We start from the raw sequence: 21,887 nt of genomic DNA, 5'->3' as shown, positions 1-21,887 counted from the left end.
AAATAAAAAAAGGCAGGTTTAAAACCTGCCTTTCTTTTTATATATAATTTAAAATTTAATTACATATTTTTTGGCTTATACCAACATAGTGGTCTAATACCAGTTTCGTAGCTATCTACTCTGTTACAAGTACCTGCTAGAGCATCTGTCTTAGATACGTCATCGTTTAGGTCTTTGTCACATAGTGCACCTTGGAAGTAAGTATCTAGACGACACTGACCAGCTGGGTGCTTGTCATCAGTCTTTCTAACAACAGACATATCTGGAGTTGTAAAAGATACTGAACGACCTGAGTTAAGAAGAGTCGCTAGACCCTTAGCAGCTTGTGCCATTCTCTTACATAGAGCATTTTCGTTTGAATCAGACCATACAGCATTACACTTTGATTCAACTTCTGGATCGATATCCATTTTAGAAACGATACGTGCATTGTCGTCATCTTGGAAGATTCTTCTGAAACACTTAAGTGATGCCCAGTAATCAGATTGACCTTCGTTTGATGCCCATGATGGAATCCAAAATCTTTTGATTTTTGGAGCACCTGCTAGGTGGTGACCTAGTTCGTGACATACAACAAGAGCAAATCCATCTGGAGATACTAGCTCGTGACGAGCAAGACCACCAAACATGTGAACATTCCAAACACCTCCACCTTGGTTAGCGTAAGCATTTACTGTTCCATCTTCCCATTTACGGTGAAACTTAAGTGTTGCACCTTCAGTTTCAACAACTGGTGCGTAAACTTCGTTTGCACGATCAATAATGATATTGAATAACTCTTCAGTCATTCCATTACCTGTTAGTGCATCAACACCACGGTAAAGATCATTTTCTGGCATGATTCCTGTTTTTCCGTGAATATCACATGAATAAGATTGCATTGAAAAGATTGCAGCAAAAAGAGCAATCAATAGCGTTGATTTTCTCATCTCTTTCCTCCCTGAAAGTACATAAATAAATATAAACAAGTTATTATAGAAATTAAAAAAACACTCTGTGAAGAAAAAAAATTAACTTGCCAGATTTAGTTAGAAAGTGTTTTGGTCAACTATTTAAATTTCTTAACAATCTGTGCTGAATAAATGGTCTCTTTACCCGAAACGATTTGTCCGATAATCATGGCAATAGCAAGATAAGGCAGTAGCTCATATCCAAAGATTTCTGCACCCATGGCAATACATGCAAGGGGCGTATTAGAAGCGCTTCCAAAGACAACACAAAAACCAATGGCCGCAAGAAAGTTAGGATTAATTGAAACAATCGACGACATCCAAGAGCCCATTGTTGTTCCGATATAAACAAGTGGAGTGAACTCTCCCCCTTTGATTCCTGAAACGAGTGAAATTGCTGTGAGAATAAATTTTAAAATAAAATCTTTAACGGATACGATTTCTATTAGTGCCTGTTGAATAACTTCAATCCCTAGCCCTGTATAGCGCTGCTTATAGAAATCATTAAGAATATAGTAGAATAGTAATAAAACAAAACCACCTAGAAATGTTATGAGTAGTGGCCTACCAAATGACTTTATTTTACCTTTTGATTTCTCAACAGTAAGGACAAATAGTCTTGCAACTAGGCCAAAGGCAGCTCCAGCAACGAGTGCATACAAGACCAAATTCCATGAAAAACCTAAATACGTGAATCGAATATAATTTGAGTGTGGCGCATATAATAGATGTGTTGTGTAAAAACCAATATAAGAAGCGATTAGGCACTCAAGAAAAGTCGATATCTTTATCCTAGCGTTTAAGTAAATTGCTTCAATCCCAAATATAGCACCAGCAAAAGGAGCACCAATAGCAGAACCAAATCCGGCCCCACATCCCGCCATTAAAAGAACCGCCCTCTTTCTTTTTGAGTGATTGAATAATTTTGCTAAATAATTTCCAATTGCTCCCCCCATCTGCACAGCACTTCCCTCTCGCCCAACACTTGCACCAAATAAGTGAGAGATCAACGTCGAAAAGAGAATCAGGGGTATCATGATTAGCGGAATATCTCTTTTAGGATGATGGACTTCATCAATAATAAGATTATTTCCCTTCTCACTAATCGGAGACCATTTTTTATAGCAAAAATTAACTGCTACCATCGCTATTGGTAGAAAATAAATGAGAAAGCTATATTTGAATCGAAGAGTTGTTACTAATTTTAGTAGGTGTAAGAAGACAGAAGAAGCTATCCCCGTAAGGACACCTAAAACAATAAAGGAAAAATAATACTTTAGATTGCGACTATCATTACTAATTTCTGCTGCCATATTTCTATTCTAAGTTAGAAATATAGCAGCGTCTATTATTATGAATTTTACCAAGAACCTGTATTTTCCATATCCTTCCAAGGAGCAGCAGGAGAAAGAGGCTCACCTTTTTGAAGTAGCTCAATAGAGATATCATCAGGTGATTTTAAAAAGGCCATATAACCATCTCTTGGTGGACGGTTAATAGTCACACCTTGATCCATAAGCTTTTGGCATGTCTCATAAATGTCATCGACACGAAATGCTAGATGGCCCCAGTTACGACTACTTTCTGGTAATTTTTCAGTGTTGCCATTTTCATCAGGCCAATTATAAGTTAGCTCAATAAGTGGAGCTTGTTCTACTAATGCCTTCTCTTCATCTTCAGGTGCACTTAAGTACACTAGAGAGAATTTCCCAGCTTCACTTTCAATACGGTGAACTTCTTTGAGTCCTAGTTTATTACAATAGAAGTCCATACTTTCATCTAGATTACTTACACGAACCATTGTGTGGAGAAACTTCATTCCAACCTCCATAATTAGTTGTCAAATTTTCCTCTACTTTAACAAGTCTCACTCATATAAAGTACTAAAATTTCGTTAGTTTTTGGTCAAATCTAATTCCCATTTATAATTTCTGCATAATTTTAAAGAGGGCCCAATATGAAATATTTAAGGCTATTTATCGTTACTTTATCACTTAAACTATCTACCTTTGTCTTCGCAGAACAGATTGATCGAAATACGACCGTTTCAATGATTGACCAAATGGTTGCAAGAGGAATTATTGGAAAGCACGAAGCTGAGCAGGCCAAGTCAAAACTTGCGGCAATGCCAGATCAAGAGTGGGGCCAATTAAGTGAATTAGGTAGAAAGCTGGCCTCTCAGCAAATTGCAAATGGTAATGTAGACCTAAGTGTTGATAGTGCTGTTCAAAATATTGATTTCAACTCAAAACAATTTAAAGATATTCAATCGCAAGTTAAGAGTATTATGCAGTCTCCCTAATGTTTATCAAGATTGCATTAATTTTTTCATACATACTCAATGATAATTGACCGATTAAAACAAAATTCATATAAGCTCCTTAAAATCACTTTGAGGAGTCCCTATGAAATCACTAATTAAACTTGTATTAGTTTCTGTTATTGCACTATCAAGCACATATGCTTCATGTCGTCTTGAAGTAGAGCTTCAATCAATGGATATTCTAGCTCAAGAGTTAGCAGTATCTTATGATGAAGTTTATAACGAGTACCAAACAAATATTTCATTTGTCGGGATAAATGCAGATGGCCAAGATCTTTACTCGGCCTATTTCAATACTTATTCTGGTGCATTTAAACTGGATACTGTAATTGATGAAAGATGTGATGTTGTAAGTTTCGAACTTTCACTAATGTAATAAAAAAGGCTACTTTAAGTAGCCTTTTTTTTAACGTTCTCTTGTTTCTGACTGAAGTACCTCTCGGTAATCCTGGATATCATCAAAGCTTCTCTTGTAGTTCTTTCTCTGATGACTTTTTTTTCCATTTGCATAATTGCTTAATTCATTCACTTTACTCTTTGGCGCATTGTAATTTTCAGAACTATTAATTCTTCTCTCATTAGTTGCAAAAGTAAGTGGCGAAGTTAAGAAAATAGCAAGAATAAATAAACGCTTCATCCTACACTCCTAATTTTCTTAAACTGTGTAAACGATTCATTCGTTTTACTATTCTATTGTAATCCACTTCTATATGCGGCGAAAGGGCCCGGCAATTACTTATTCAAAACTTAACATACTTAACAAAAACATAACACTTTACTAATGAGACCTTAATTTTAAGCAACTTTCTTTTCAGTAACTCCTCGCATGGCCTTAGAAATTTCTTGTACGATATCTTCTTCTGTAAAAGGCTTATATAAAAATCCATCAACCATAGTTGAGGCTTCCCTATCTTCGCCTTCGAGATTTAAATTTACACAACCTGTAGTAATAAGAATTCGGGGCTGTTCAATTAATTTATTACTTCTAATACTCTTTATTAACTTAGGGCCATTCATAACAGGCATCTTCATATCAGTAATAATGAGATCATAACTTTCAGGACTTGCAACGTACATATCATATGCAACCTTGCCATTTTCAGCTAAGGAAACCGTGACACCAATATCTTGTAATATCTCTTCGAGGAGATCTCTAATGCCTTCCTCATCATCAACAACTATTGCACGAAACTTCATCTTAAAATCACTCAAGCTTACCACATTACTCTCCTGTGAAGATGATACCTCTTGTCCATAATGTATTGGCAGCGAGACTTTAAATACAGTCCCTATTCCAACAACACTCTTCAACGTCATCCTTCCGTTAAATTCATCCTTTATAAAACCATGGGCAATAGAGAGTCCCATTCCTGTCCCCTTACCTATATCCTTAGTCGTATAGAATAAATCAAAAACTCTACCTCGATCCTCTTCGCTGATGCCGTGCCCATTGTCTTCAATCTTAAATGTTATTCGTTCATTATTTTCTTTAACAATAACATTTACTTTTCCATTATCCTTACCTTCTACCGCATCTCTAGCATTAGAAATAAGATTGATTAGAACCTGCTGAAACTTTCCTCTCTCACCTTTGATCAATGCCTTTTCATTCACATTCATATAGAGATTCAAATGAATATTATCCTTATCATAGAAATCCTTAAGCATTGATACTGTATCTTCAAAAACACTGACCACACTAAAATCAGTAGGCTCTTCATCTTGGGCCTGTCTTGAAAACTTTCTAAGCCCTGAAACAATCTTTTCTATTCGCTGAGCTGCCACTTCAGATTTTTCAACCTTCTCCAAAAGCTCCTTGACATTCTTCTCTCCCATTCTTTTTTTGAGCGATTTTAAATGGCCAAGAATAATTGTTAATGGGTTATTAATTTCATGACCAATACCAGCAGCTAATATCCCAATCGAGGCCAATCTTTCATTTTGACTAACAAGCTTCTTTTGCCTTCCCAACTCTTCATACTGCTTTTTAATTGCCTCTTCTTGCCTTCTTACCTTCTTAGAGATGAGATACTCTCTTCTTCTTCCTGTTTCGATGATATAAACCGTTAAGACAATGATGAATAAAAAAAGTGCAAGGTTAACAATATAATCAAAAGAGAATGTAAGAGTTGATAAAGTTCTTGGCCCAGATACTGTCAGGTAGTAATTAGTATTTCCATCAGTGGCAAATGGTTCTTCGTGGCGATAAAAATTATAATTCTTATCACCATCCCCATAACCAACATCAAGGTTTACTCGATAATTTGAGTTCGTATCACTTTTAAATCTTTCAGGTAATAAAGAGGAGAACGTGAATATCATATAGGCCCTCCCCTTTGTTCCATCAACAGAGCTTACAAATTCTTGCAAGATAATATCTGATGTTGCAGTATCAAAGATGACCTTATTATTTTTTCCAAACTTACCACAAGTCTTTCCTTTCGATTGTAGCGTTTCATAGAGGGTTCCATTTTCTCCGCTATAACATATGGCTGAAATATTAAGCTTATTCAAAGTTGTTTTTGTAAAATTATTAAATTCCCACTCATTAACGTTTAAAGATGAAGCAAAGAAGTGTGAGATTGCAAGTAAGGCCTCGCCGCGAACCACACGATTTGCTTGGATTGTTGAAATAATCTCCTGAGCGCTACTTTTAAATTCTTCATCATACTTATCTCTTAAGAACTGCTCTCTTTGATAATATAGGAGGGAAAGGAATGATATTCCTAAGACGAGTATTGTTAATGAGATTTTAGAGAGGCCAAGTTTCACAGCAAACAAATCGACCTTGCTTGCTGCAAACTTAACTTAAGATTCTTACGTACTTATTAGCACTATTATTAACTAATCTTTACTTGTAACAAGTAATGTCTGTAACTGCGCTTACTTGAGGGTAAGAACCATCAATCACATTATCTCTTCCTTGAATTGGTAATTTAAAAACACTACTTAGAGTTAGTTGAATATCAGTTCGACCAATACGTGCATTGTCTAACTCTCCACACTTTTCAATAGCGGCCTCAAAGATCTTTGCTTTTAATTCAGCTTCCATATTTGAAAAAGAACCAACGTATAAATTTATCGAACTTTGTGGAATTATAACTGCTTCAGCATATACCGCTTTAGAAAAGCTCAATACAACTGCAAGACCTAAAATTAACTTTTTCATAATACTCTCCTTAAGCAAATCCAAATCATTTTGGATAAGGAGACTTTAGTTAATTCAATTTAATAAAAAAAATGAATAGATTCGATCACTGGAATAAGAGTTTTTCATGATGCTACGCAAACCATCTAATATTACGATAAAACACCTTATGCATTAGATCCGACTAATTTTAACCATTAGACAATTTAATACTCTTAAACTATAACATTTTTACACACACAAAAATGAACACTTGGAGAATTGAATGTTTAAACTTCTAATTGTATCCGCACTTTGCCTTTGCGCATACTCATCGACTAACCTCGAGAAAGCTAAGGCAATCCTAGCAAGCTCAAATACTTCTGTTGGCGTTCGCTACGACCTTGAAAGACTAACAACTAAGGGACACACTAGAAACTCTTACAAAACTGCAAGAAAGCACCTATTTGGAACTCTTCACCTTGAGAGAGACAATGGGAATGCAGCTTATATTCGCGATGTATACTGTGACGAGGTTTACACAAACTCAACTCCTCGCATAGGTAAAATTGGAAAGGGAAGAATTCCTAACCATGAAGTTGTAAATTGCGAGCACACATGGCCACAATCAAAATTTGATCGCGGTGCCCTTTCGAGATATCAAGTTGGTGATCTACACCACCTATACCCTTCTCAAAACAGAGCAAATAGCACACGTGGGAATTATAACTTTGGAAAGGTAGACGCTAAGAACTCAAGACTAGACTACTGCCCAGCTTCTAAGTTTGATGGAAACACTTACGAGCCACCAACTTACCACAAAGGAAATGTTGCAAGAGCAATGTTCTACTTTGCAGTTCGCTATGATCGTAAAATCAATTCACAAATGGAAGAGACTCTACGTCAGTGGCATGAGCTAGATCCAGTAGATGAAGAAGAACGTCTAAGAAATGACAGAATTGAAGACATCCAGGGTAATAGAAACCCATTTATCGATGCTCCAGATCTAGTTTCAAGAATTACTGATTTCTAAAATTATTTTTATATATCTAAAAAAAGGGCGCTTAATAAGTGCCCTTTTTTATTTCAAAAGCTTTGAGAAAAGCTAAGAGTTAGGCCATCTAACTTAGCTGTTGGAAGAACACTCAACCAATAAGGCTTATTATACTCAACATGGTTAAAATAAATCCCCCAACCATAACTTAATCCAATCGTCATTCCCGCCGTGACATCGTGTAGGTAGTGCCAACTATCATTTAAACGACTAAATGAAATGAAAATTGCGGCCAAGTGAGCAGCAGAGCCCCATCCCCATCCATGTTGTGCCGTCACAACTGATGCAAAGGCAAAGGAAGCAGAGGCGTGTCCTGAAGGGAAAGAGTCTTTTTCATCGGGATAACCAGGTCTCGATTCATCTATTGTAGTCTTTAAAGCAACAGTCGTCCCTACAGTATAGGCCGTCGCTTGTAACATATGTGATGCACGCTCTTTTCCAAGCCTTCCTCCCCAAAAGTATTGACCAATGATATAGGCTCCATTTAAGACACCGTAGCCAATATCACCTCCAAATTGTCCAAGACCTTTAAGATGATTTTTTTGAGCAGCACGCTTTTGAATTTCATCAATACCTTTATATTCTTTTAGAAGACGCAGTCCTAAAGTGATCCCTGTCCCCGTCCAAAAGATATACTTAGCGTCAGTACAGATCGGTGCCGTCAGATCGGAAAGAAAACTTCCACATTCATTTGCAAACGTTTTTTGAAAACTACTTAATAATAAAATTGAAATAAAAATTTTTCTGAAACTCATTATTTACCAAGGTGTGCAATTTTACTTCGTGTATATTCTCTCTCGTCTTTTGAAAGAATTTGAGGCTCGACCTTTGGTAGGCCAGAGTCCATATCAAAGAATGAGTTAGGCTTTGTTAATCTTAATATAGATCCTATTGAGATGAGCTTTAGAAGAATTAAGCCTGCCATTTTAGAAAACTTTAAAAAGCCTTTTTTTGGCCAACTCTTGTGCTCAACTGACGAATACTTCATCATATTATAAGATTGAATATCACCTAGCTTAGACTTTTCTTCATCAGAGACAAAAGCGCTAACAACGCCACTAAATGGAATTTTTGCATCAAGAGTATTTACCATTGGAAAATTACAACAGCCTGCATACCAACGATAAAGCCCCTTAGGACTTAACCTTAAACATGAGATATGCTCATGGCCTTTCGTAATCTTTATATAGCTTGGTGCTGTTTGAAAGAGCTCTGTACCATCAAACTCATCTAATAAGTTTCGACGACCTAAGTACTGAGCATAGGTCTGACAGTCATCACAACAGCAAACAACATGATTACTCAGACTTTTATTAATTGTTAACTCGCCTTCAACTGCGCCACATTCACACTTTAGGGAAATGATCTCTTTATTCACCTTATATATCCTTCTTAATAAATACTCTTACAGGAAGCAGAGCAATCTTCAAAATTTTGAATATCAGCTCGTTGACTTAAGCGAAGGCCATTAATATTGGCAAAGAGATCACGCCACTCCGCATGGCCCCCACCAAATAAATCATAAATTTCTTTTGCGACACCTATGATAGCTGAAGAGCTGATTCCACACTCGATACCAACGATGCAAGAGACAGTACAATGCCTATACTTATCAACTTCTAAATTCTGAAACTCTAGAACTCTTTTATAATAAGTTGCTGATTCAACAGCGCAAAGAAGTCCATCTACTCTTTTATTGGAGCTGATTGAAGCATAGGATAAATTCATTAAAAAAACTGCCAATAGCATTAATACGCATCGCATATAAAAACCTTTTGTAATTGAAGTTTAATTATAAGAATTCCTAAGACGTTCTGGCAAAAATCAAATTCAAAAATATAAATAAAAATTAAAGATGTTAATAAATATTCTTCATATATAATTTAATAAGAAATTATTTACTCATCAAAGGAGCATAAATTATGTGGGGAACTAATAATAATGACTGGTGGCCTAATCGCCTAAGACTTAACATTTTAAGACAACACTCAGAACTTGCTAATCCAATGGGTGAACAATTTAACTACGCAAAAGAATTTAACTCACTTGATCTTAGTGCACTAAAAAAAGACATCTTCGCATTAATGACAGACTCACAACCCTGGTGGCCTGCAGATTACGGACACTACGGTCCTCTATTCATCCGTATGGCATGGCATGCCGCCGGTACATATAGAACATCAGATGGACGTGGAGGCGCCAATACAGGAAACCAAAGATTTGCTCCTCTTAATAGTTGGCCAGATAATGGAAACCTCGACAAGGCCCGTAGACTCTTATGGCCAGTAAAACAAAAATACGGAAACAAAATCTCATGGGCCGACTTATTTGTCCTTGCAGGAAACTGCGCTCTAGAATCAATGGGATTTAAAACATTTGGTTTTGCAGGTGGACGTGAGGATATCTATCAACCGGAAGAAGATGTTTACTGGGGAACAGAGGCCCAGTGGCTTGGTGATAAAAGATACTCAGGAGAGCGTGAACTTGAAAAACCACTTGCAGCTGTTCAGATGGGGCTTATCTATGTAAACCCAGAAGGGCCAAACGCCAATCCAGACCCTGTTGCCTCAGGTATAGATGTACGTGAAACATTTGCACGTATGGCAATGAATGATGAAGAAACTGTTGCACTTGTTGCCGGAGGACATACATTTGGAAAATGTCACGGAGCTGCACCAGATTCAAATCTTGGACGAGAACCAGAGGCTGCACCAATCGAACAAATGGGCCTTGGATGGAAAAATAAATTTGGTACAGGTAAAGGTGGCGACACAATCACAAGTGGTATCGAAGGTGCTTGGAAACCAAACCCGACAAAGTGGGATAACGGATATCTTACAACTCTCTTTAAATACGAATGGGAAAAAGTAAAGTCTCCAGCTGGAGCTTGGCAATGGCTTGCAAAAGATGTGGCCGATGAAGATATGATTGTGGACGCTCACGATAAAACAAAAAAGCATCGTCCAATGATGACAACAGCTGATCTTTCACTACGCTTTGACCCAGCATACGAAAAAATTGCAAGACGCTACAAAGATAATCCAGAAGAGTTTAGAGAGAACTTTGCAAAAGCATGGTTTAAGCTTACACACAGGGATATGGGCCCAAAAACTCGCTACCTTGGATCAGAAGTTCCTAGAGAGGATCTAATTTGGCAAGACCCAATTCCTGCTGTTAATCATGAACTAGTAAATGAAATCGATATTGCAGAACTAAAAAATCAAATTCTAAACTCTCCTCTAACTGTCTCTCAAATGGTTAGAACGGCTTGGGCATCAGCTTCAAGCTTTAGAGGATCAGATATGCGTGGAGGTGCCAATGGAGCACGTCTTCGCCTTGCTCCACAAAAAGACTGGGCCGTTAATATGCCATCAGAGCTAAATGAAGTTATAGCGACACTTGAAGATATCCAAAAAGGATTTGATAAAACAGTTTCTCTTGCTGATGTGATTGTTCTTGCTGGGTGTGCAGGAGTCGAAAAAGCAGCGAGTGATGCAGGAGTAAAAATTGAAGTTCCATTTACACCAGGACGTATGGATACAACGCAAGAGCTTACTGATACTGAATCATTTTCTGTTCTTGAACCAGAAGCTGATGGTTTTAGAAACTACTTGAAAACAAAGTTTACGGTTGCAACAGAAGAGCTTCTACTTGATAAGGCACAGCTACTAACATTAACAGCTCCTGAGATGACAGTACTTGTAGGTGGCCTTCGTGTACTAGGAGCAAACCATGACAATTCAAAGCATGGTGTATTCACTGATAAAGTAGGTGTTCTCTCGAATGACTTCTTCACTAATCTTCTTAATATGAACTATGAATGGAAGGCAAAAGATAGTGATAACGAATTATTTGAAGGTATTGACGTTACTTCAGGAAAGTCTGTATGGACAGCGACTCGTGCGGACTTAATCTTTGGTTCAAACTCGGAGCTTAGAGCAGTTTCAGAAGTATACGGTCAAAATGATTCAAAAGAAAAATTTGTAAATGACTTTGTTAAGGCCTGGAATAAAGTGATGAATCTTGATAGGTTTGAGTTGAAAAAATAAATATACTGAAGGTCTGCCTAACTAGGTAGACCTTCTAATTTAGAAACACTCTCTAAATCATTATCCCAGTTTGCCTTACTTTTAATAAAAAGATGTGCACTAGGCTTAATGTCAACTGGCGTATCAAGACATCCGGCCGGAATGACCACAAGCTTCCCCTCACTATAAACTCCAGGTACAGCTGATCCACATGTCTTACAAAAGCTGCGAGCATGCCTTGTTTCAGGTAAGCGGTAAGATTGAATATTTCCTTCCCCACTTAACCACTTGAACTTCATATCACTTGCAAAGAGATTTGCAGCGTGTGCAGAACCCGTGTCTTTTTGACAATACTTACAATGGCATAGGAAGAAGTTATCAAAAGACCCTTCTGCTTCAAATTCAATAGTGCCACATAGGCATGAACCTTTATGAATATTGCTCATTAAAACTCTCCCTTGGACTAATGTAGACGCGCTCCATTTGGCACATCTTTATAGAGGTTAAATAGGACGATATCATTATTTGAATCAGAGAATCCCATAACGAGAACTTCTGACATGAACTTTCCAATTTGCCTTGGAGGAAAGTTAACGACGGCCAAGACCTTCTTTCCAATCAGTTCTTCCTTCTTATAGTGGACAGTGATCTGAGCACTTGATTTTTTAATACCTACACCTGGGCCAAAATCAATCTTGAGTTTATAGCTAGGTTTTCTTGCTTCAGGAAAGTCTTCAGCTTCTATAACCTCACCTATTCTCATATCTACTTCTAAAAATTTACTAAAATCTATATCGGTGAGAGCTGGCGCACTCGGTTCAAAATCTAAATGCATAAATATCCTTTCTAGTTTCTTAAATTATACAAGAAAAACGAATGGTCACCAAATAATTAATCTTCACACAAAAATGACAGAGAACAAACCACAGCTTTTACGTTTGAGAAATAAAATAGATGTAATGAGAAAATTTCAATTAAGCTTCATCATCTCCTTATTACTTCATGCACTCTTCCTCTTTACCTACTCAAAGAATCATAAAATAAAAAAAATCACACATAGAGAACCGATCAAAATGAAAGTGAAATCCTTAAAACAAAAAAAGAAATCTATACAAAAGAATTTCTCAAAAAAGTTTAAGACAAAAGGGTTAAAGCTTTCAGACTTATCCATTGATCCAAAACACTTAAGTCTAGACGAAGCAAAGATTTCAACGAACTCGAATATTGGACTAGCAAAAGCAAATCGCATATTTACTAAAATAGAACAAAACTTAACATACCCAGAAGAACTTGTTGAGATTGAGTCCCAAGGACATTTTCATGTCACATTCTTTCTCGATAAAAGTGCACGCTATGATGAGAATCGAACTAAAATTTCAACTGGTTCAAGATTCTTGAGAGCCTATATTGCTAAAGTGCTAAGAAACTCTCTAAAGGATTTAGACCATAGAGATCTAAAACTTAAAAGACTTACAAAATTTGATGCTATCTTTAAATTCAACTTAACAACTTCCGTCACAGAACTTGGACAATCCCAGTTATTGAAAGATCGCTACTTCTTTTACCGTCAAAGATATGGAGTCTCTACCGGCAGAGATAAAGTTATGAATGGTGTTACAAAAGCACTTACAGGAATTACAAATGTTCTTAGCTTACTAGAGTACTTACCAGATAGTGATGCGACAAAACTTAGAAAGAAAAGAATTTTAGAAACTTATATCAATGATCCATTCTATTAAAGATTTTTTTCGAGAATTAACTGCTCTATTTGATTTTCCTTAATTCTCGTATCAACTAATCTAAAACCAAACTTTTCATTGAGTTCAATCATTTCAGGATAGCGAGCATCAGTGTGAGTACGAACCTTTGTGAAGCCTTGTTCTTTGGCCCACTCATGTTGCCTCTCCATCAACTTTGTCGCTAATTTTTGACCACGATAAAATGGCACAACACCACCTACCCAGCTATAGAAATAATCACCACAATCATAGCCAACTTTAAAGGCGATTGGCTGACTTCCATCAAAGTAAAATTGTGCAAGAAACTTAGTGCAGTCTTTTGTTTTTGAGTACATTCTGTCGACACAATACGGCGTACTAAAGATCTGAGAATTCGTCTGGGAAACGATTTCGAAGACCTCATCAGAGATTTGCGAATATTCTTTATACTCATAATGATTCATAAGGACGCAGAATATATCATAAAATTTTAAAACGTACACATTTAGATTGTTAAATTTCAATACTTTACAATCAAAACCCCCTAAGCCCTTGTAAGTAAATATTATCTAGTACCTTTGCACATCATGTCACTTTCGCTATTTAAACAAAAAACAAAAATTTCGCGGGGAGTAATATATGAAAGGTCTTCTATCTTTTCTAGTTTTAATTTAACTATCAACAGCTGTCTCAGCTCAGTCTGATTTTCTATCCAAATCAGAAGCAAAAGATATCAATGACTACATGGGTGATATTTGTATGGATACATACTGTGGTGGCGATATAAATTGGTATACACAAGGGATGAACTGCAGCGGTGATCAGTGTACAATTTCATACGAAGCCTATACTTGGAAAGATTCAGCTGATTCTTTTGATGCAGACCTTCTAAAAGCACTAGATGGAAAGACTAAAGATTATCGTCATTTAAATTCATCACTTAAATTTGAAAATTTCCAACTCGTTAGACAAGGCAGAGCATTTGTAAATATCTCATGTACTATGTACGGACTTAATAATGAAACTCTTGCTGAATACGATAATGACAAACAAGAATATCTTTATATGACTATTCTTGAGTCATGTATTGACCCTGTTGAATCACTAATTCTTGCTTACTAAGAATATATAGGGCCAATTAAGTTGGCCCTTTTTATTCTTCATTTTTTTACGACACACCAACGTTTGCTACCAATACACTTTTGCATCTCAACACGATATCCATCGGGACAACTTTTACCATCCTCAAGAATGATAGATTCAGATGACTTGGCATTTCGTACAGAGCTTTCACAGCAACTATTACCATTGCACTTTTTTATGTACTGATCGTAGTATTCTTCAGAATTCGATTGGCAACTTAGACTAAAAATTAGTGTCACTAACGTAATCAGATATTTCATAGCCTAATTGTAGCATAACCTTTTCAAAATATAACTGCCATGAGTCCAAATCAAGGCTCCGCCAACACTATCAATAACTTCAGCTGTAAACTTTGAATTTCTTCGTGTTAGAGTCAATCCAAAATCTGGAGAATGAACTGGGCTATAGTCGTGTTTCCCATAGATATGACAAATATTTGTCGTTACTTCTTCAAGATTGAAGCCCCAAGGAGATAAGCACATAGATAAGTCTTGAAAGTAGGATTTAAATGAGCTTCCAATCCCTTCTTGAAGACATTCACGATACATCTTCTTATATGAATCTTGCGTATAAACTTTCTTATCGATCTCAGAAGATGTTCCGATAACAAAATCGATAAAGCCATCCAGGTTAAAAGTTTTTTGAAATTCATCACATGTTAATTGACCACTACTTACAGAATTGACGAAATTTTTCGTATTCTCATCAAGTAATTCATATGTATTTTTATCTTGTAGATCATCTTGACCTGACACAACCACGGCCTTTTTAATAATCCCATGTAAGCACATATGGTACAAGAAAGGCGCACCTTGAGAAAATGCAACAGCGTCAATCTGATCTAATTTAAGCTCTCTTAATAACAATTCTACTGATTCAGTGATACTAGAAAAAGACTTATCTTCATTGAAGTCCGACAGACCAAAGCCTGGTCTATCAATCGAAAAAAGCTTGATATTATTACTCAAAAGGTCTTCTTGATAGAAATTTAAACTTCCACTCATTCCTGCGCCATTTAAGTAAAGGACAGGTTTTCCAGATTCTGCTCCAGATACCCTGAAACATGTTTTTAAATTATCTTTTAGAATATATATGTCTTTCAATTATTAAAACTCCAGATTAATTTATCTGATATTTGAAACAAGCCACTTAGAAAAGTCATCGACTTCACTGTGATGATCTTGAAAATCTTCTTTAAGTTTATTCAAGGTATCTTGAACGGCCTTAACATCATAGGCAATGCCTTTTAATTTTTCTGCAAAAGACTCAATTAAAGGCGGATGTAGACAGTCACTAAAGATCGTAATCTCTTCAATTAGTCCTTTGTTTGAGTTGATATGAACTTCAACACCACCCCAAGTGAATCTCTCATCAAATTGGTGATTAAACTTTGGCGTTTTTCCATAAAGCCAATCCCAATCCTTTAATTCATCATAGTATTCATTAACTTTAGGAACAGACTTAAGGAAGTCATAGTTTAAAACCTCTACTTGGCCCTGAGCATCGTAGAAACGACAAAACTCTTCAATAATCGCACTTGAGAGACTCTCATGATTGATTTCAGAATTAAGCTCAGCAAGATTGATCACACGTGCACGGGCAGATTTGATCCCCTTAGACTCTAGTTTTTTCTTATTAGGGTTTAAGTAGTTAGCAAGTTTACTTAGATCAGCATTAATTAGAAGTGTTCCATGATGAAAGCTTCGATCTCTTTTTACCTTAAAGGCCGAACCTGAAATTTTTCTTGATCCTTCTTCTTCAGCTATTTTTACTTCAATATCATTTCTTCCATTAGCAAAGGCATCAACACCAAATACTTTTAATGCATTTGTGATGATCTTATTATTTGCATCCTTATCGTATGATTCTTTAGATGACATGAAAGTGAAATTCGTATTACCCAAATCATGGAAAACCGCCCCGCCACCACTTTGACGTCTCGCAAGTTTAACTCCGTCTTCTTCCATCTTGCTTGTAATACACTCTGTCCACGGATTTTGGTGCTTTCCAATGACAACAGTTTCATCATTTTGCCAAAGAAAGAGAACATGAGAATCCGTGTCCATATCGTTAAAAATCCAATTCTCTGTGGCGAGATTAAAATATGGATCATATTGTTCAGCTACAAAAATTTTTACTTTCTTACTCATATTATTCCTATTTATAAATTTGTTTTCTCAAATCGTAGGCCATTACAATCATCGTAGTAATCTTTCTCGATTTCAGTCTGTTTAAAACCAAATTTCTTATATAAAGCAATTGCCGAATAATTATCTTCTCTAACAGTCAAAGACAAGGGCATTTGAGCATGACTTTTTAAACATTCTTCAAGCAACGTTGAGCCATGACCCCTTCCTTGAAAATCTTTTGAGACAGCAATATCAACTAGCTCGATATTTCCGTCCTCTTCCACGGTACAATAAAATCCGATCACCTCTGCATCTACTAGTACCTTAAGGTCATAGCCAATATAGTCTTCTGGAAATTCAACTAGGGCCTGAAAAGTTTCTTTCTCAGTCGCCTCTTGTTCACCATAGTTTTCTATTTCGATTTGAAATAACTTATCTACGTCTGACAGACTTGGCGTTCTAATATTCATTGTGGCCTCTCTATATCTAAAAAGTTTTAATTATTATAGTTTAGACCAAGCAAGATTACTATACTGATAAGTAAAGCCAGTATTTTTACTTTTAGAATTATCAATTACTCGTAATTCTGAGTTCTCGGGATCAAAAGATATCGCTGAATTAAAACTACGATAAAATTCCTCTTTAGTAGGATGATCATCACAAACTAGATTAAAATCTTGATTACTAATATTATGATTTACGACATGATGTAAGAATTCAGCGACATCACTAGTATGAACTAAATTAACATTAGTTTGTGACTTTGATAGCTTTGTCATTTTCTTAGAAAAGAATTTTGGATGACGTTTACTATCAATTAAACCTCCCGGCCTAACAATCACATAATCATCCAACTGTGATATCAATTTTTCGCACTCAATAAGCTCTTTAGCATTTCTTGTTTGACCAACTTTCATACTGTCTTCATTAATATGACCAAAACCATAAACCGAAGTTGAACTAATAAAAATAACTTTATTTAAAGGCCCTAAATCATTTAACAGTTTTTGAAGCTTAAGTGAATAATCTTCAGAAGGAGGAAATGAAATGATAATAACATCATAATTCTTTGAAGCTTTCCAGCTTTCACCTAAAGTGTATTCGATGAGGTTAGTTTCTAAATCATCTGACTTTCTTCTTGTCCCAATAACTTCGTGTATTTTATTTTGCAAGAGAAAGTGCTGTCCTAAATGTCCAAGTCCTAAAAAGAGAATTTTTTTCATAAGTCATTATAGTTAGATATACTTCGCTATAAAAAGGCAAAAAAGCACTCAAATACAGTAAATACAATGAAATTTAAGAAATTACTTAGATTAGTGTGATGTTTAGCGTATATTGATTACTATGACTAACAATATCCCATTTGAAGAATTCAATTTACGTCCCGGCCTTCTTAACTCCATTAAAAAATGCGGTTTTACAACAGCAAGCGCCATTCAAGAACTAACAATACAACCAATCTTAGAAGGTAAAGACATCCTTGCTCTTGCTGAAACGGGATCTGGTAAAACTGCGTCATTCGCCATCCCGATCATCGAACATATCATTCATGATGACCTGGTTGAAGTTGATGAGGTTCACTATGTTGTCCTATCTCCGACGAGAGAGCTAGCACAACAAACAGAAAAGGTCTTCAAAGACCTTGGCCAAGACTCTGGAATTAAAACGATTTGCGTAATTGGTGGTGAAAGCCTCCAAAAGCAAAAAGAGCAAATAAATAAGGGTGCCCATATTATTATTGCTACTCCAGGACGTTTAGTAGACCTACTTAAGCAAAAGGCTGTCCTCATTGACCGCACTTACGGAATCGTATTTGATGAAGCTGATCGATTATTTGACATGGGATTCCAAAGAGATATTGAATACACACTTGGCCAAATGCCAGATGATAGACAATTAATCATGGTATCGGCCACGACTAATATGGCAGTTCTAAATACGGCCTACAAGTTCAACTCAACTCCAATTGAGATCAAGCTAAATGAAGACAATATGGTTGTTGATCACATCGATCATAAACTAGCGATGATTAATGCTAATGAAAAAATGGGCCTTCTTGTAAGTACGATTCGTAATCACGAAGATGCATACGCCCTTGTCTTTTGTAATACAAAATTTCAAACACACTTAGTTGCTGAATGGCTGATCGCAATGGATTTCAAAGCAAAGGCAATTTCAGGTGGCCTTTCTCAAGTTAAGAGAACGAAGCTAATCAAAGACTTTAAATCGAAAGAGACGACAATCCTTGTTTGCACAGATGTTGCAGCTCGAGGTCTCGATATTAAGGATGTTAATCTTGTTATCAATTACGATCTTCCACAAGATGCCGCAAATTATGTTCACCGAATCGGTCGAACAGGTCGTGCAGGCAGTGAGGGAGAAGCAATAAGCTTTTGTTCATTTGATGACTGTGAATACCTAGATCCTATTCAAGATTTTATTGGTGATAAAATTCCAAAGTTAGACGTTGGCCCAGAAGATATATCGAAAAATCTTTCAAAGAAGCCATTCATTGACCGCAAAACTTTTAAAGTTGTCGATAGAACAACTGGCAAGCCATTAACAGAGCAACAAAAAGAACAGCGTAAGAAACCACTACGCAAGAAGGCTCAAAATAATGCTAAGAAGAAAACTCAAGTAAGCGTTAAAAAGACAGTTGAAGTAGCTAATAAGCCTAAAACAAATCCTGTTAAAAAAATAGAAAAGAAACCAAATACACCGACGTTTACGATTCAAGCAGACTCGCAAGAAAGTGCAAAGGCAGCCGCTCTTGCATTCTTTAAGATAAAGTATGATTCTCAACTAAACCTTGATGAATCGACTCTGGGACGCAAGAAGTACTTCCTATTTGGAAAGAGACTTACAAAGTTCACTTATAGCCTAAGACCAACGTATAAGAAGATCGTGATGCCATTTCTAATTAATCTTATTAAAAAGGCAAAGTTGAAGCTATTCGCCAAGTTCTCATTTAATGGAAAGGATATTAAAATCTTCTTTTCTGGAGCAGATGAGAAAATGTTAACAAGAGATAATAATGAACTACTCCAAGCTCTTGAGTACCTGACAAGACTTCACCTTTACAACAGTGTTGAAGTTCCTCGAGAAGTTAGACTAAATTTCAAGTGTAAGGGTGTAAAGAGTCAGGAAGACAGTCTTATTAAGATGGTTGAGCGTGAGACAGCAAAAGTTCTAGACTCTCGTAAACCAGTCACACTTAAAGCATTAAACGCTTCAGATCGCAGGCTTGTTCATCAACACCTTGATAAGCACAAGGAAGTTAAAACAGTCTCAATCGGTGAAGGCCGAATGAAGAAGATTCAAATTACTTTAGCATAATCCTTTGTTTCAGGTGCTTTTCGTTGACCTTGCGTAAAGGGAAAGCACCTGAGTTATTACATACAACTACTTATGCTTTTCTTTATCCCACCAACAAAGACCAATCTGGTATTGGTTTGGTTTAAACCCAACTGACTCATAGATCTTTGCTGCATGATAGTCTTCATCAGCAACCATGACCAAAGTCTTCGCTCCCATATTCTCAAATGCATATAACGCCGATTTGTATACTAAACTACTACAGATACCTCGACGTTGAAAATCTTTATGGGTACTAACAATTTGGAAGCGGGCCACATCCCCGTCCGTAAATAGACCAAGAGAGCCAACAAGATCTCCATCGAGAAAGGCACCAAACCACTTTCCATGACCTTCTTTGGCAATTTTTGCAAATTGTTTTATCGATTTAATATAAAACTCTTTCAAAGTTTCTAATGATAAATACTCTGTATTGGCACAAGATAGCTGAATATCAACAACCTTATTCATAACAACATCAAGATCTACAACTTTAACATCAACACTTTCATTGAATTTTGGTGGCTTAACGACAGAGCTAGTTTTTAAGACGATTCTTTTTTCAAGCTCAAATCCATTTTCAATAAACTCTGAAATATCCCCTTCAAAACCGTCAGGAGAATCCCATGCAAATGTCATATGATAAATACGAGGATCGTTAAACTCTCTTCTTAATGATTTTATCCATTCTTTAAAGTCACCTGCTTTTGGTACTTCCTTATAGAGTAAGAGATTTCCCCAAAAGTAATTTGGATTACTAGCTGTTTTAGCAACGATGTAATCTCCTCTATCTTCAACAGCACCGTCCAACCGATTAAATATAAAATCAGTTCGATAGCCTAGGCTCTTAATTTGATAACTCATTTACTTCTCAACGTTCTACTTTAACTACACTTAAGATATTCTGTTTACAAAATAGTAACATAAAAAATTGATATATAATTTTTAACCTAATATCTAATTTCCATTACGCAGACCTATCTTCCTTCTTTCACCATCAAGAGAGGGTAATTTTTCTTCTAAATTATCCAATCTTTCAAAAACAACTTTGAAAACTTGTGTCACATTTTGTTCAAGCTTATCTACTTTTCTCTCCATCCTATCTTCAAGAGCATAATAACTTCGAAGCTTAGTAAAAATACGCATGATTGCAATATTAACCTCAATCGCATGATCACTCTTAAGAATTGCCGAGAGCATGGCCACTCCATTTTCAGTAAAAACAAGAGGTTGCTTCTGTTTTCCACCTCTTCCCTCTTTTGAAGTCACAATTTGTGACTTCAAAACTTCATGCTCTTCCCTTGTTAACTGAAACATAAAGTCACCTGGAAACCTCTTTAGATTCCTACGCACCGATTGATTAAGAACTCTAGTCTCAACTCCATAAAGTTCTGCTAAGTCACTATCGAGCATGACCTGAGTTCCTCGTATAAGATAAATTTTGTTTTGAATTTGGTCTAACTGAATATCCATTACTTTCTCCATATAAATTAATAGATTTTGATAAGACAGTTTTGATATAAATGGAACAAAATGAGTCAAAAGAATTGAGTTATTTTATTTTTGAAATTTCCAACTTTAATTTTATAGATTTTTTAAAATGCCTTGAACCCAATTCGATTTCTTTGCTCTGTAGTCATCGGGATTAAGGTCTGAGCAACTTCTTTTAAGAGCATTTAACTCTTCAACAAGATCAGGTCTTGTTATCATGAAATCTCTAAATTTTATAAAGTATTCAAACTCACTACCGTTTACAACGACCTGTAAGGCCACATCATAATTATACTTATCTGTAACCATCATACAAAGCTGAGGAGTTCTTAAAGTACCCTCTTTCTCAACGTAGCCAAGGTTCTTAATTGTTACTAAACTTGATTCGAAGTCTTTCTTATCCACGCCAACAAAAACATCTAAGTCTCCTTTAGAGACAGCTCCAGGGATTGATGATGCTCCAATATGAATAATTCGAACATTAACAAGATGTTGTGATAACTCAGACTCTAAGTCTTTAAAAATTTCATTCACTTTATCTTGATAGTCTTGTGCTTCATAAAATTTCAT

Annotated in this window: 27 protein-coding genes; 7 read left to right on the top strand and 20 right to left on the bottom strand. The window is 36.1% G+C overall.

Annotation, left to right across the window (positions count from 1 at the left end; translation table 11 throughout):
- Positions 1–59: 59 nt before the first annotated feature.
- The 3 genes from ABMA79_RS09800 to ABMA79_RS09790 all read right to left on the bottom strand — a co-directional run bounded on the left by ABMA79_RS09800 (position 60) and on the right by ABMA79_RS09790 (position 2,769).
- Positions 60–929, bottom strand: coding sequence for a hypothetical protein (locus ABMA79_RS09800; protein ID WP_393057827.1), 870 nt, complete (start codon positions 927–929; stop codon positions 60–62).
- 119 nt (positions 930–1,048) lie between these two features.
- Positions 1,049–2,263 (bottom strand): chloride channel protein, encoded by a 1,215-nt coding sequence (locus ABMA79_RS09795; protein ID WP_393092259.1) that lies wholly within the window; start codon positions 2,261–2,263, stop codon positions 1,049–1,051.
- Between the two features lie 47 nt (positions 2,264–2,310).
- Entirely contained in the window at positions 2,311–2,769 is a 459-nt protein-coding gene (locus ABMA79_RS09790) for a VOC family protein (RefSeq protein ID WP_392860011.1), read from the bottom strand.
- Positions 2,770–2,907: 138 nt separating this feature from the next.
- On the opposite strand from ABMA79_RS09790, the gene ABMA79_RS09785 reads away from it, so the two are divergent.
- Both ABMA79_RS09785 and ABMA79_RS09780 read left to right on the top strand, forming a co-directional pair.
- The gene (locus ABMA79_RS09785; protein WP_393092256.1) at positions 2,908–3,252 is read left to right on the top strand and encodes a hypothetical protein; all 345 of its coding nucleotides are present in this window, start codon (positions 2,908–2,910) and stop codon (positions 3,250–3,252) included.
- A gap of 103 nt (positions 3,253–3,355) precedes the next feature.
- Positions 3,356–3,649, top strand: coding sequence for a hypothetical protein (locus tag ABMA79_RS09780; protein WP_392860009.1), 294 nt, complete (start codon positions 3,356–3,358; stop codon positions 3,647–3,649).
- A 30-nt stretch (positions 3,650–3,679) separates the two neighbouring features.
- Here the strand turns inward: ABMA79_RS09780 and ABMA79_RS09775 are convergent, their stop codons facing one another.
- The 3 genes from ABMA79_RS09775 to ABMA79_RS09765 form a co-directional block, all read right to left on the bottom strand.
- Positions 3,680–3,910, bottom strand: a complete 231-nt coding sequence (locus ABMA79_RS09775; RefSeq protein ID WP_393092254.1) for a hypothetical protein — start codon at positions 3,908–3,910, stop codon at positions 3,680–3,682.
- 158 nt (positions 3,911–4,068) lie between these two features.
- On the bottom strand, positions 4,069–6,045 hold the full coding sequence (locus ABMA79_RS09770; RefSeq protein WP_393092251.1) for an ATP-binding protein: 1,977 nt from the start codon (positions 6,043–6,045) through the stop codon (positions 4,069–4,071).
- Between the two features lie 79 nt (positions 6,046–6,124).
- Positions 6,125–6,442 (bottom strand): hypothetical protein, encoded by a 318-nt coding sequence (locus ABMA79_RS09765; protein ID WP_393092248.1) that lies wholly within the window; start codon positions 6,440–6,442, stop codon positions 6,125–6,127.
- Positions 6,443–6,686: 244 nt separating this feature from the next.
- Between ABMA79_RS09765 and ABMA79_RS09760 the strand changes: the two genes are divergently transcribed.
- The gene (locus tag ABMA79_RS09760) at positions 6,687–7,433 is read left to right on the top strand and encodes an endonuclease I family protein (protein WP_392860002.1); all 747 of its coding nucleotides are present in this window, start codon (positions 6,687–6,689) and stop codon (positions 7,431–7,433) included.
- Between the two features lie 53 nt (positions 7,434–7,486).
- Here the strand turns inward: ABMA79_RS09760 and ABMA79_RS09755 are convergent, their stop codons facing one another.
- Genes ABMA79_RS09755 through ABMA79_RS09745 form a run of 3 tightly spaced genes read right to left on the bottom strand, consistent with a single transcriptional unit; the run spans position 7,487 to position 9,182 of the window.
- Complete coding sequence (locus ABMA79_RS09755) at positions 7,487–8,209, bottom strand: phosphatase PAP2 family protein (protein ID WP_393092245.1); 723 nt, start codon at positions 8,207–8,209, stop codon at positions 7,487–7,489.
- The gene (locus ABMA79_RS09750; RefSeq protein WP_393092243.1) at positions 8,209–8,832 is read right to left on the bottom strand and encodes a DUF6151 family protein; all 624 of its coding nucleotides are present in this window, start codon (positions 8,830–8,832) and stop codon (positions 8,209–8,211) included. The genes ABMA79_RS09755 and ABMA79_RS09750 overlap by 1 nt, the downstream gene beginning before the upstream one ends.
- 14 nt (positions 8,833–8,846) lie before the next feature.
- Positions 8,847–9,182: a hypothetical protein gene (locus tag ABMA79_RS09745; protein ID WP_393092241.1), complete on the bottom strand. Its 336-nt coding sequence runs from the start codon at positions 9,180–9,182 to the stop codon at positions 8,847–8,849.
- Positions 9,183–9,376: 194 nt separating this feature from the next.
- Here ABMA79_RS09745 and katG point away from each other — a divergent pair, with 194 nt between their 5' ends.
- A complete protein-coding gene (gene katG, locus ABMA79_RS09740; protein WP_393092238.1) occupies positions 9,377–11,503 on the top strand; it encodes a catalase/peroxidase HPI in 2,127 nt (708 codons plus the stop codon).
- Between the two features lie 17 nt (positions 11,504–11,520).
- On the opposite strand, the gene ABMA79_RS09735 is transcribed toward katG, so the two are convergent.
- Together ABMA79_RS09735 and ABMA79_RS09730 are read right to left on the bottom strand one after the other, a co-directional pair.
- The gene (locus tag ABMA79_RS09735) at positions 11,521–11,928 is read right to left on the bottom strand and encodes a GFA family protein (RefSeq protein WP_393092235.1); all 408 of its coding nucleotides are present in this window, start codon (positions 11,926–11,928) and stop codon (positions 11,521–11,523) included.
- 17 nt (positions 11,929–11,945) lie between these two features.
- A complete protein-coding gene (locus ABMA79_RS09730) occupies positions 11,946–12,317 on the bottom strand; it encodes a tRNA-binding protein (RefSeq protein WP_393092232.1) in 372 nt (123 codons plus the stop codon).
- Positions 12,318–12,555: 238 nt separating this feature from the next.
- Between ABMA79_RS09730 and ABMA79_RS09725 the strand changes: the two genes are divergently transcribed.
- A complete protein-coding gene (locus ABMA79_RS09725) occupies positions 12,556–13,221 on the top strand; it encodes a hypothetical protein (protein ID WP_393092229.1) in 666 nt (221 codons plus the stop codon).
- Here ABMA79_RS09725 and ABMA79_RS09720 read toward each other — a convergent pair.
- Positions 13,218–13,664 carry a GNAT family N-acetyltransferase gene (locus ABMA79_RS09720; RefSeq protein WP_393092226.1) on the bottom strand — a complete coding sequence of 149 codons (447 nt, stop codon included), beginning with the start codon at positions 13,662–13,664 and terminating at the stop codon, positions 13,218–13,220. The genes ABMA79_RS09725 and ABMA79_RS09720 overlap by 4 nt on opposite strands.
- Before the next feature lie 280 nt (positions 13,665–13,944).
- Between ABMA79_RS09720 and ABMA79_RS09715 the strand changes: the two genes are divergently transcribed.
- On the top strand, positions 13,945–14,322 hold the full coding sequence (locus tag ABMA79_RS09715; RefSeq protein WP_393092223.1) for a hypothetical protein: 378 nt from the start codon (positions 13,945–13,947) through the stop codon (positions 14,320–14,322).
- 38 nt (positions 14,323–14,360) lie between these two features.
- Here the strand turns inward: ABMA79_RS09715 and ABMA79_RS09710 are convergent, their stop codons facing one another.
- From ABMA79_RS09710 to ABMA79_RS09690, 5 genes are read right to left on the bottom strand one after another with little or no spacing between them, the layout of a single operon-like run.
- Complete coding sequence (locus tag ABMA79_RS09710) at positions 14,361–14,603, bottom strand: hypothetical protein (protein WP_393092221.1); 243 nt, start codon at positions 14,601–14,603, stop codon at positions 14,361–14,363.
- Between the two features lie 3 nt (positions 14,604–14,606).
- Complete coding sequence (locus ABMA79_RS09705) at positions 14,607–15,446, bottom strand: alpha/beta fold hydrolase (RefSeq protein ID WP_393092218.1); 840 nt, start codon at positions 15,444–15,446, stop codon at positions 14,607–14,609.
- 21 nt (positions 15,447–15,467) lie between these two features.
- Positions 15,468–16,493 carry a lipoate--protein ligase gene (locus ABMA79_RS09700; RefSeq protein ID WP_393092216.1) on the bottom strand — a complete coding sequence of 342 codons (1,026 nt, stop codon included), beginning with the start codon at positions 16,491–16,493 and terminating at the stop codon, positions 15,468–15,470.
- Between the two features lie 11 nt (positions 16,494–16,504).
- Positions 16,505–16,942 (bottom strand): GNAT family N-acetyltransferase, encoded by a 438-nt coding sequence (locus ABMA79_RS09695; protein ID WP_393092214.1) that lies wholly within the window; start codon positions 16,940–16,942, stop codon positions 16,505–16,507.
- 33 nt (positions 16,943–16,975) lie between these two features.
- The gene (locus ABMA79_RS09690; protein ID WP_393092211.1) at positions 16,976–17,695 is read right to left on the bottom strand and encodes a hypothetical protein; all 720 of its coding nucleotides are present in this window, start codon (positions 17,693–17,695) and stop codon (positions 16,976–16,978) included.
- A gap of 121 nt (positions 17,696–17,816) precedes the next feature.
- On the opposite strand from ABMA79_RS09690, the gene ABMA79_RS09685 reads away from it, so the two are divergent.
- Positions 17,817–19,808, top strand: coding sequence for a DEAD/DEAH box helicase (locus tag ABMA79_RS09685; protein ID WP_393092208.1), 1,992 nt, complete (start codon positions 17,817–17,819; stop codon positions 19,806–19,808).
- A 66-nt stretch (positions 19,809–19,874) separates the two neighbouring features.
- Here the strand turns inward: ABMA79_RS09685 and ABMA79_RS09680 are convergent, their stop codons facing one another.
- The 3 genes from ABMA79_RS09680 to ABMA79_RS09670 all read right to left on the bottom strand — a co-directional run bounded on the left by ABMA79_RS09680 (position 19,875) and on the right by ABMA79_RS09670 (position 21,887).
- Positions 19,875–20,690 carry a GNAT family N-acetyltransferase gene (locus ABMA79_RS09680; RefSeq protein ID WP_393092205.1) on the bottom strand — a complete coding sequence of 272 codons (816 nt, stop codon included), beginning with the start codon at positions 20,688–20,690 and terminating at the stop codon, positions 19,875–19,877.
- A gap of 93 nt (positions 20,691–20,783) precedes the next feature.
- Positions 20,784–21,299, bottom strand: a complete 516-nt coding sequence (locus ABMA79_RS09675; protein ID WP_393092202.1) for an ORF6N domain-containing protein — start codon at positions 21,297–21,299, stop codon at positions 20,784–20,786.
- 111 nt (positions 21,300–21,410) lie between these two features.
- Entirely contained in the window at positions 21,411–21,887 is a 477-nt protein-coding gene (locus tag ABMA79_RS09670) for a GrpB family protein (protein ID WP_393092199.1), read from the bottom strand.

The organism is Halobacteriovorax sp. HFRX-2_2 (genome assembly GCF_043196705.1).
Classification (GTDB): domain Bacteria; phylum Bdellovibrionota; class Bacteriovoracia; order Bacteriovoracales; family Bacteriovoracaceae; genus Halobacteriovorax_A.
Note: the sequence above shows the minus strand (reverse complement) of the source record. Positions and strands in the feature narration are given on the sequence as shown.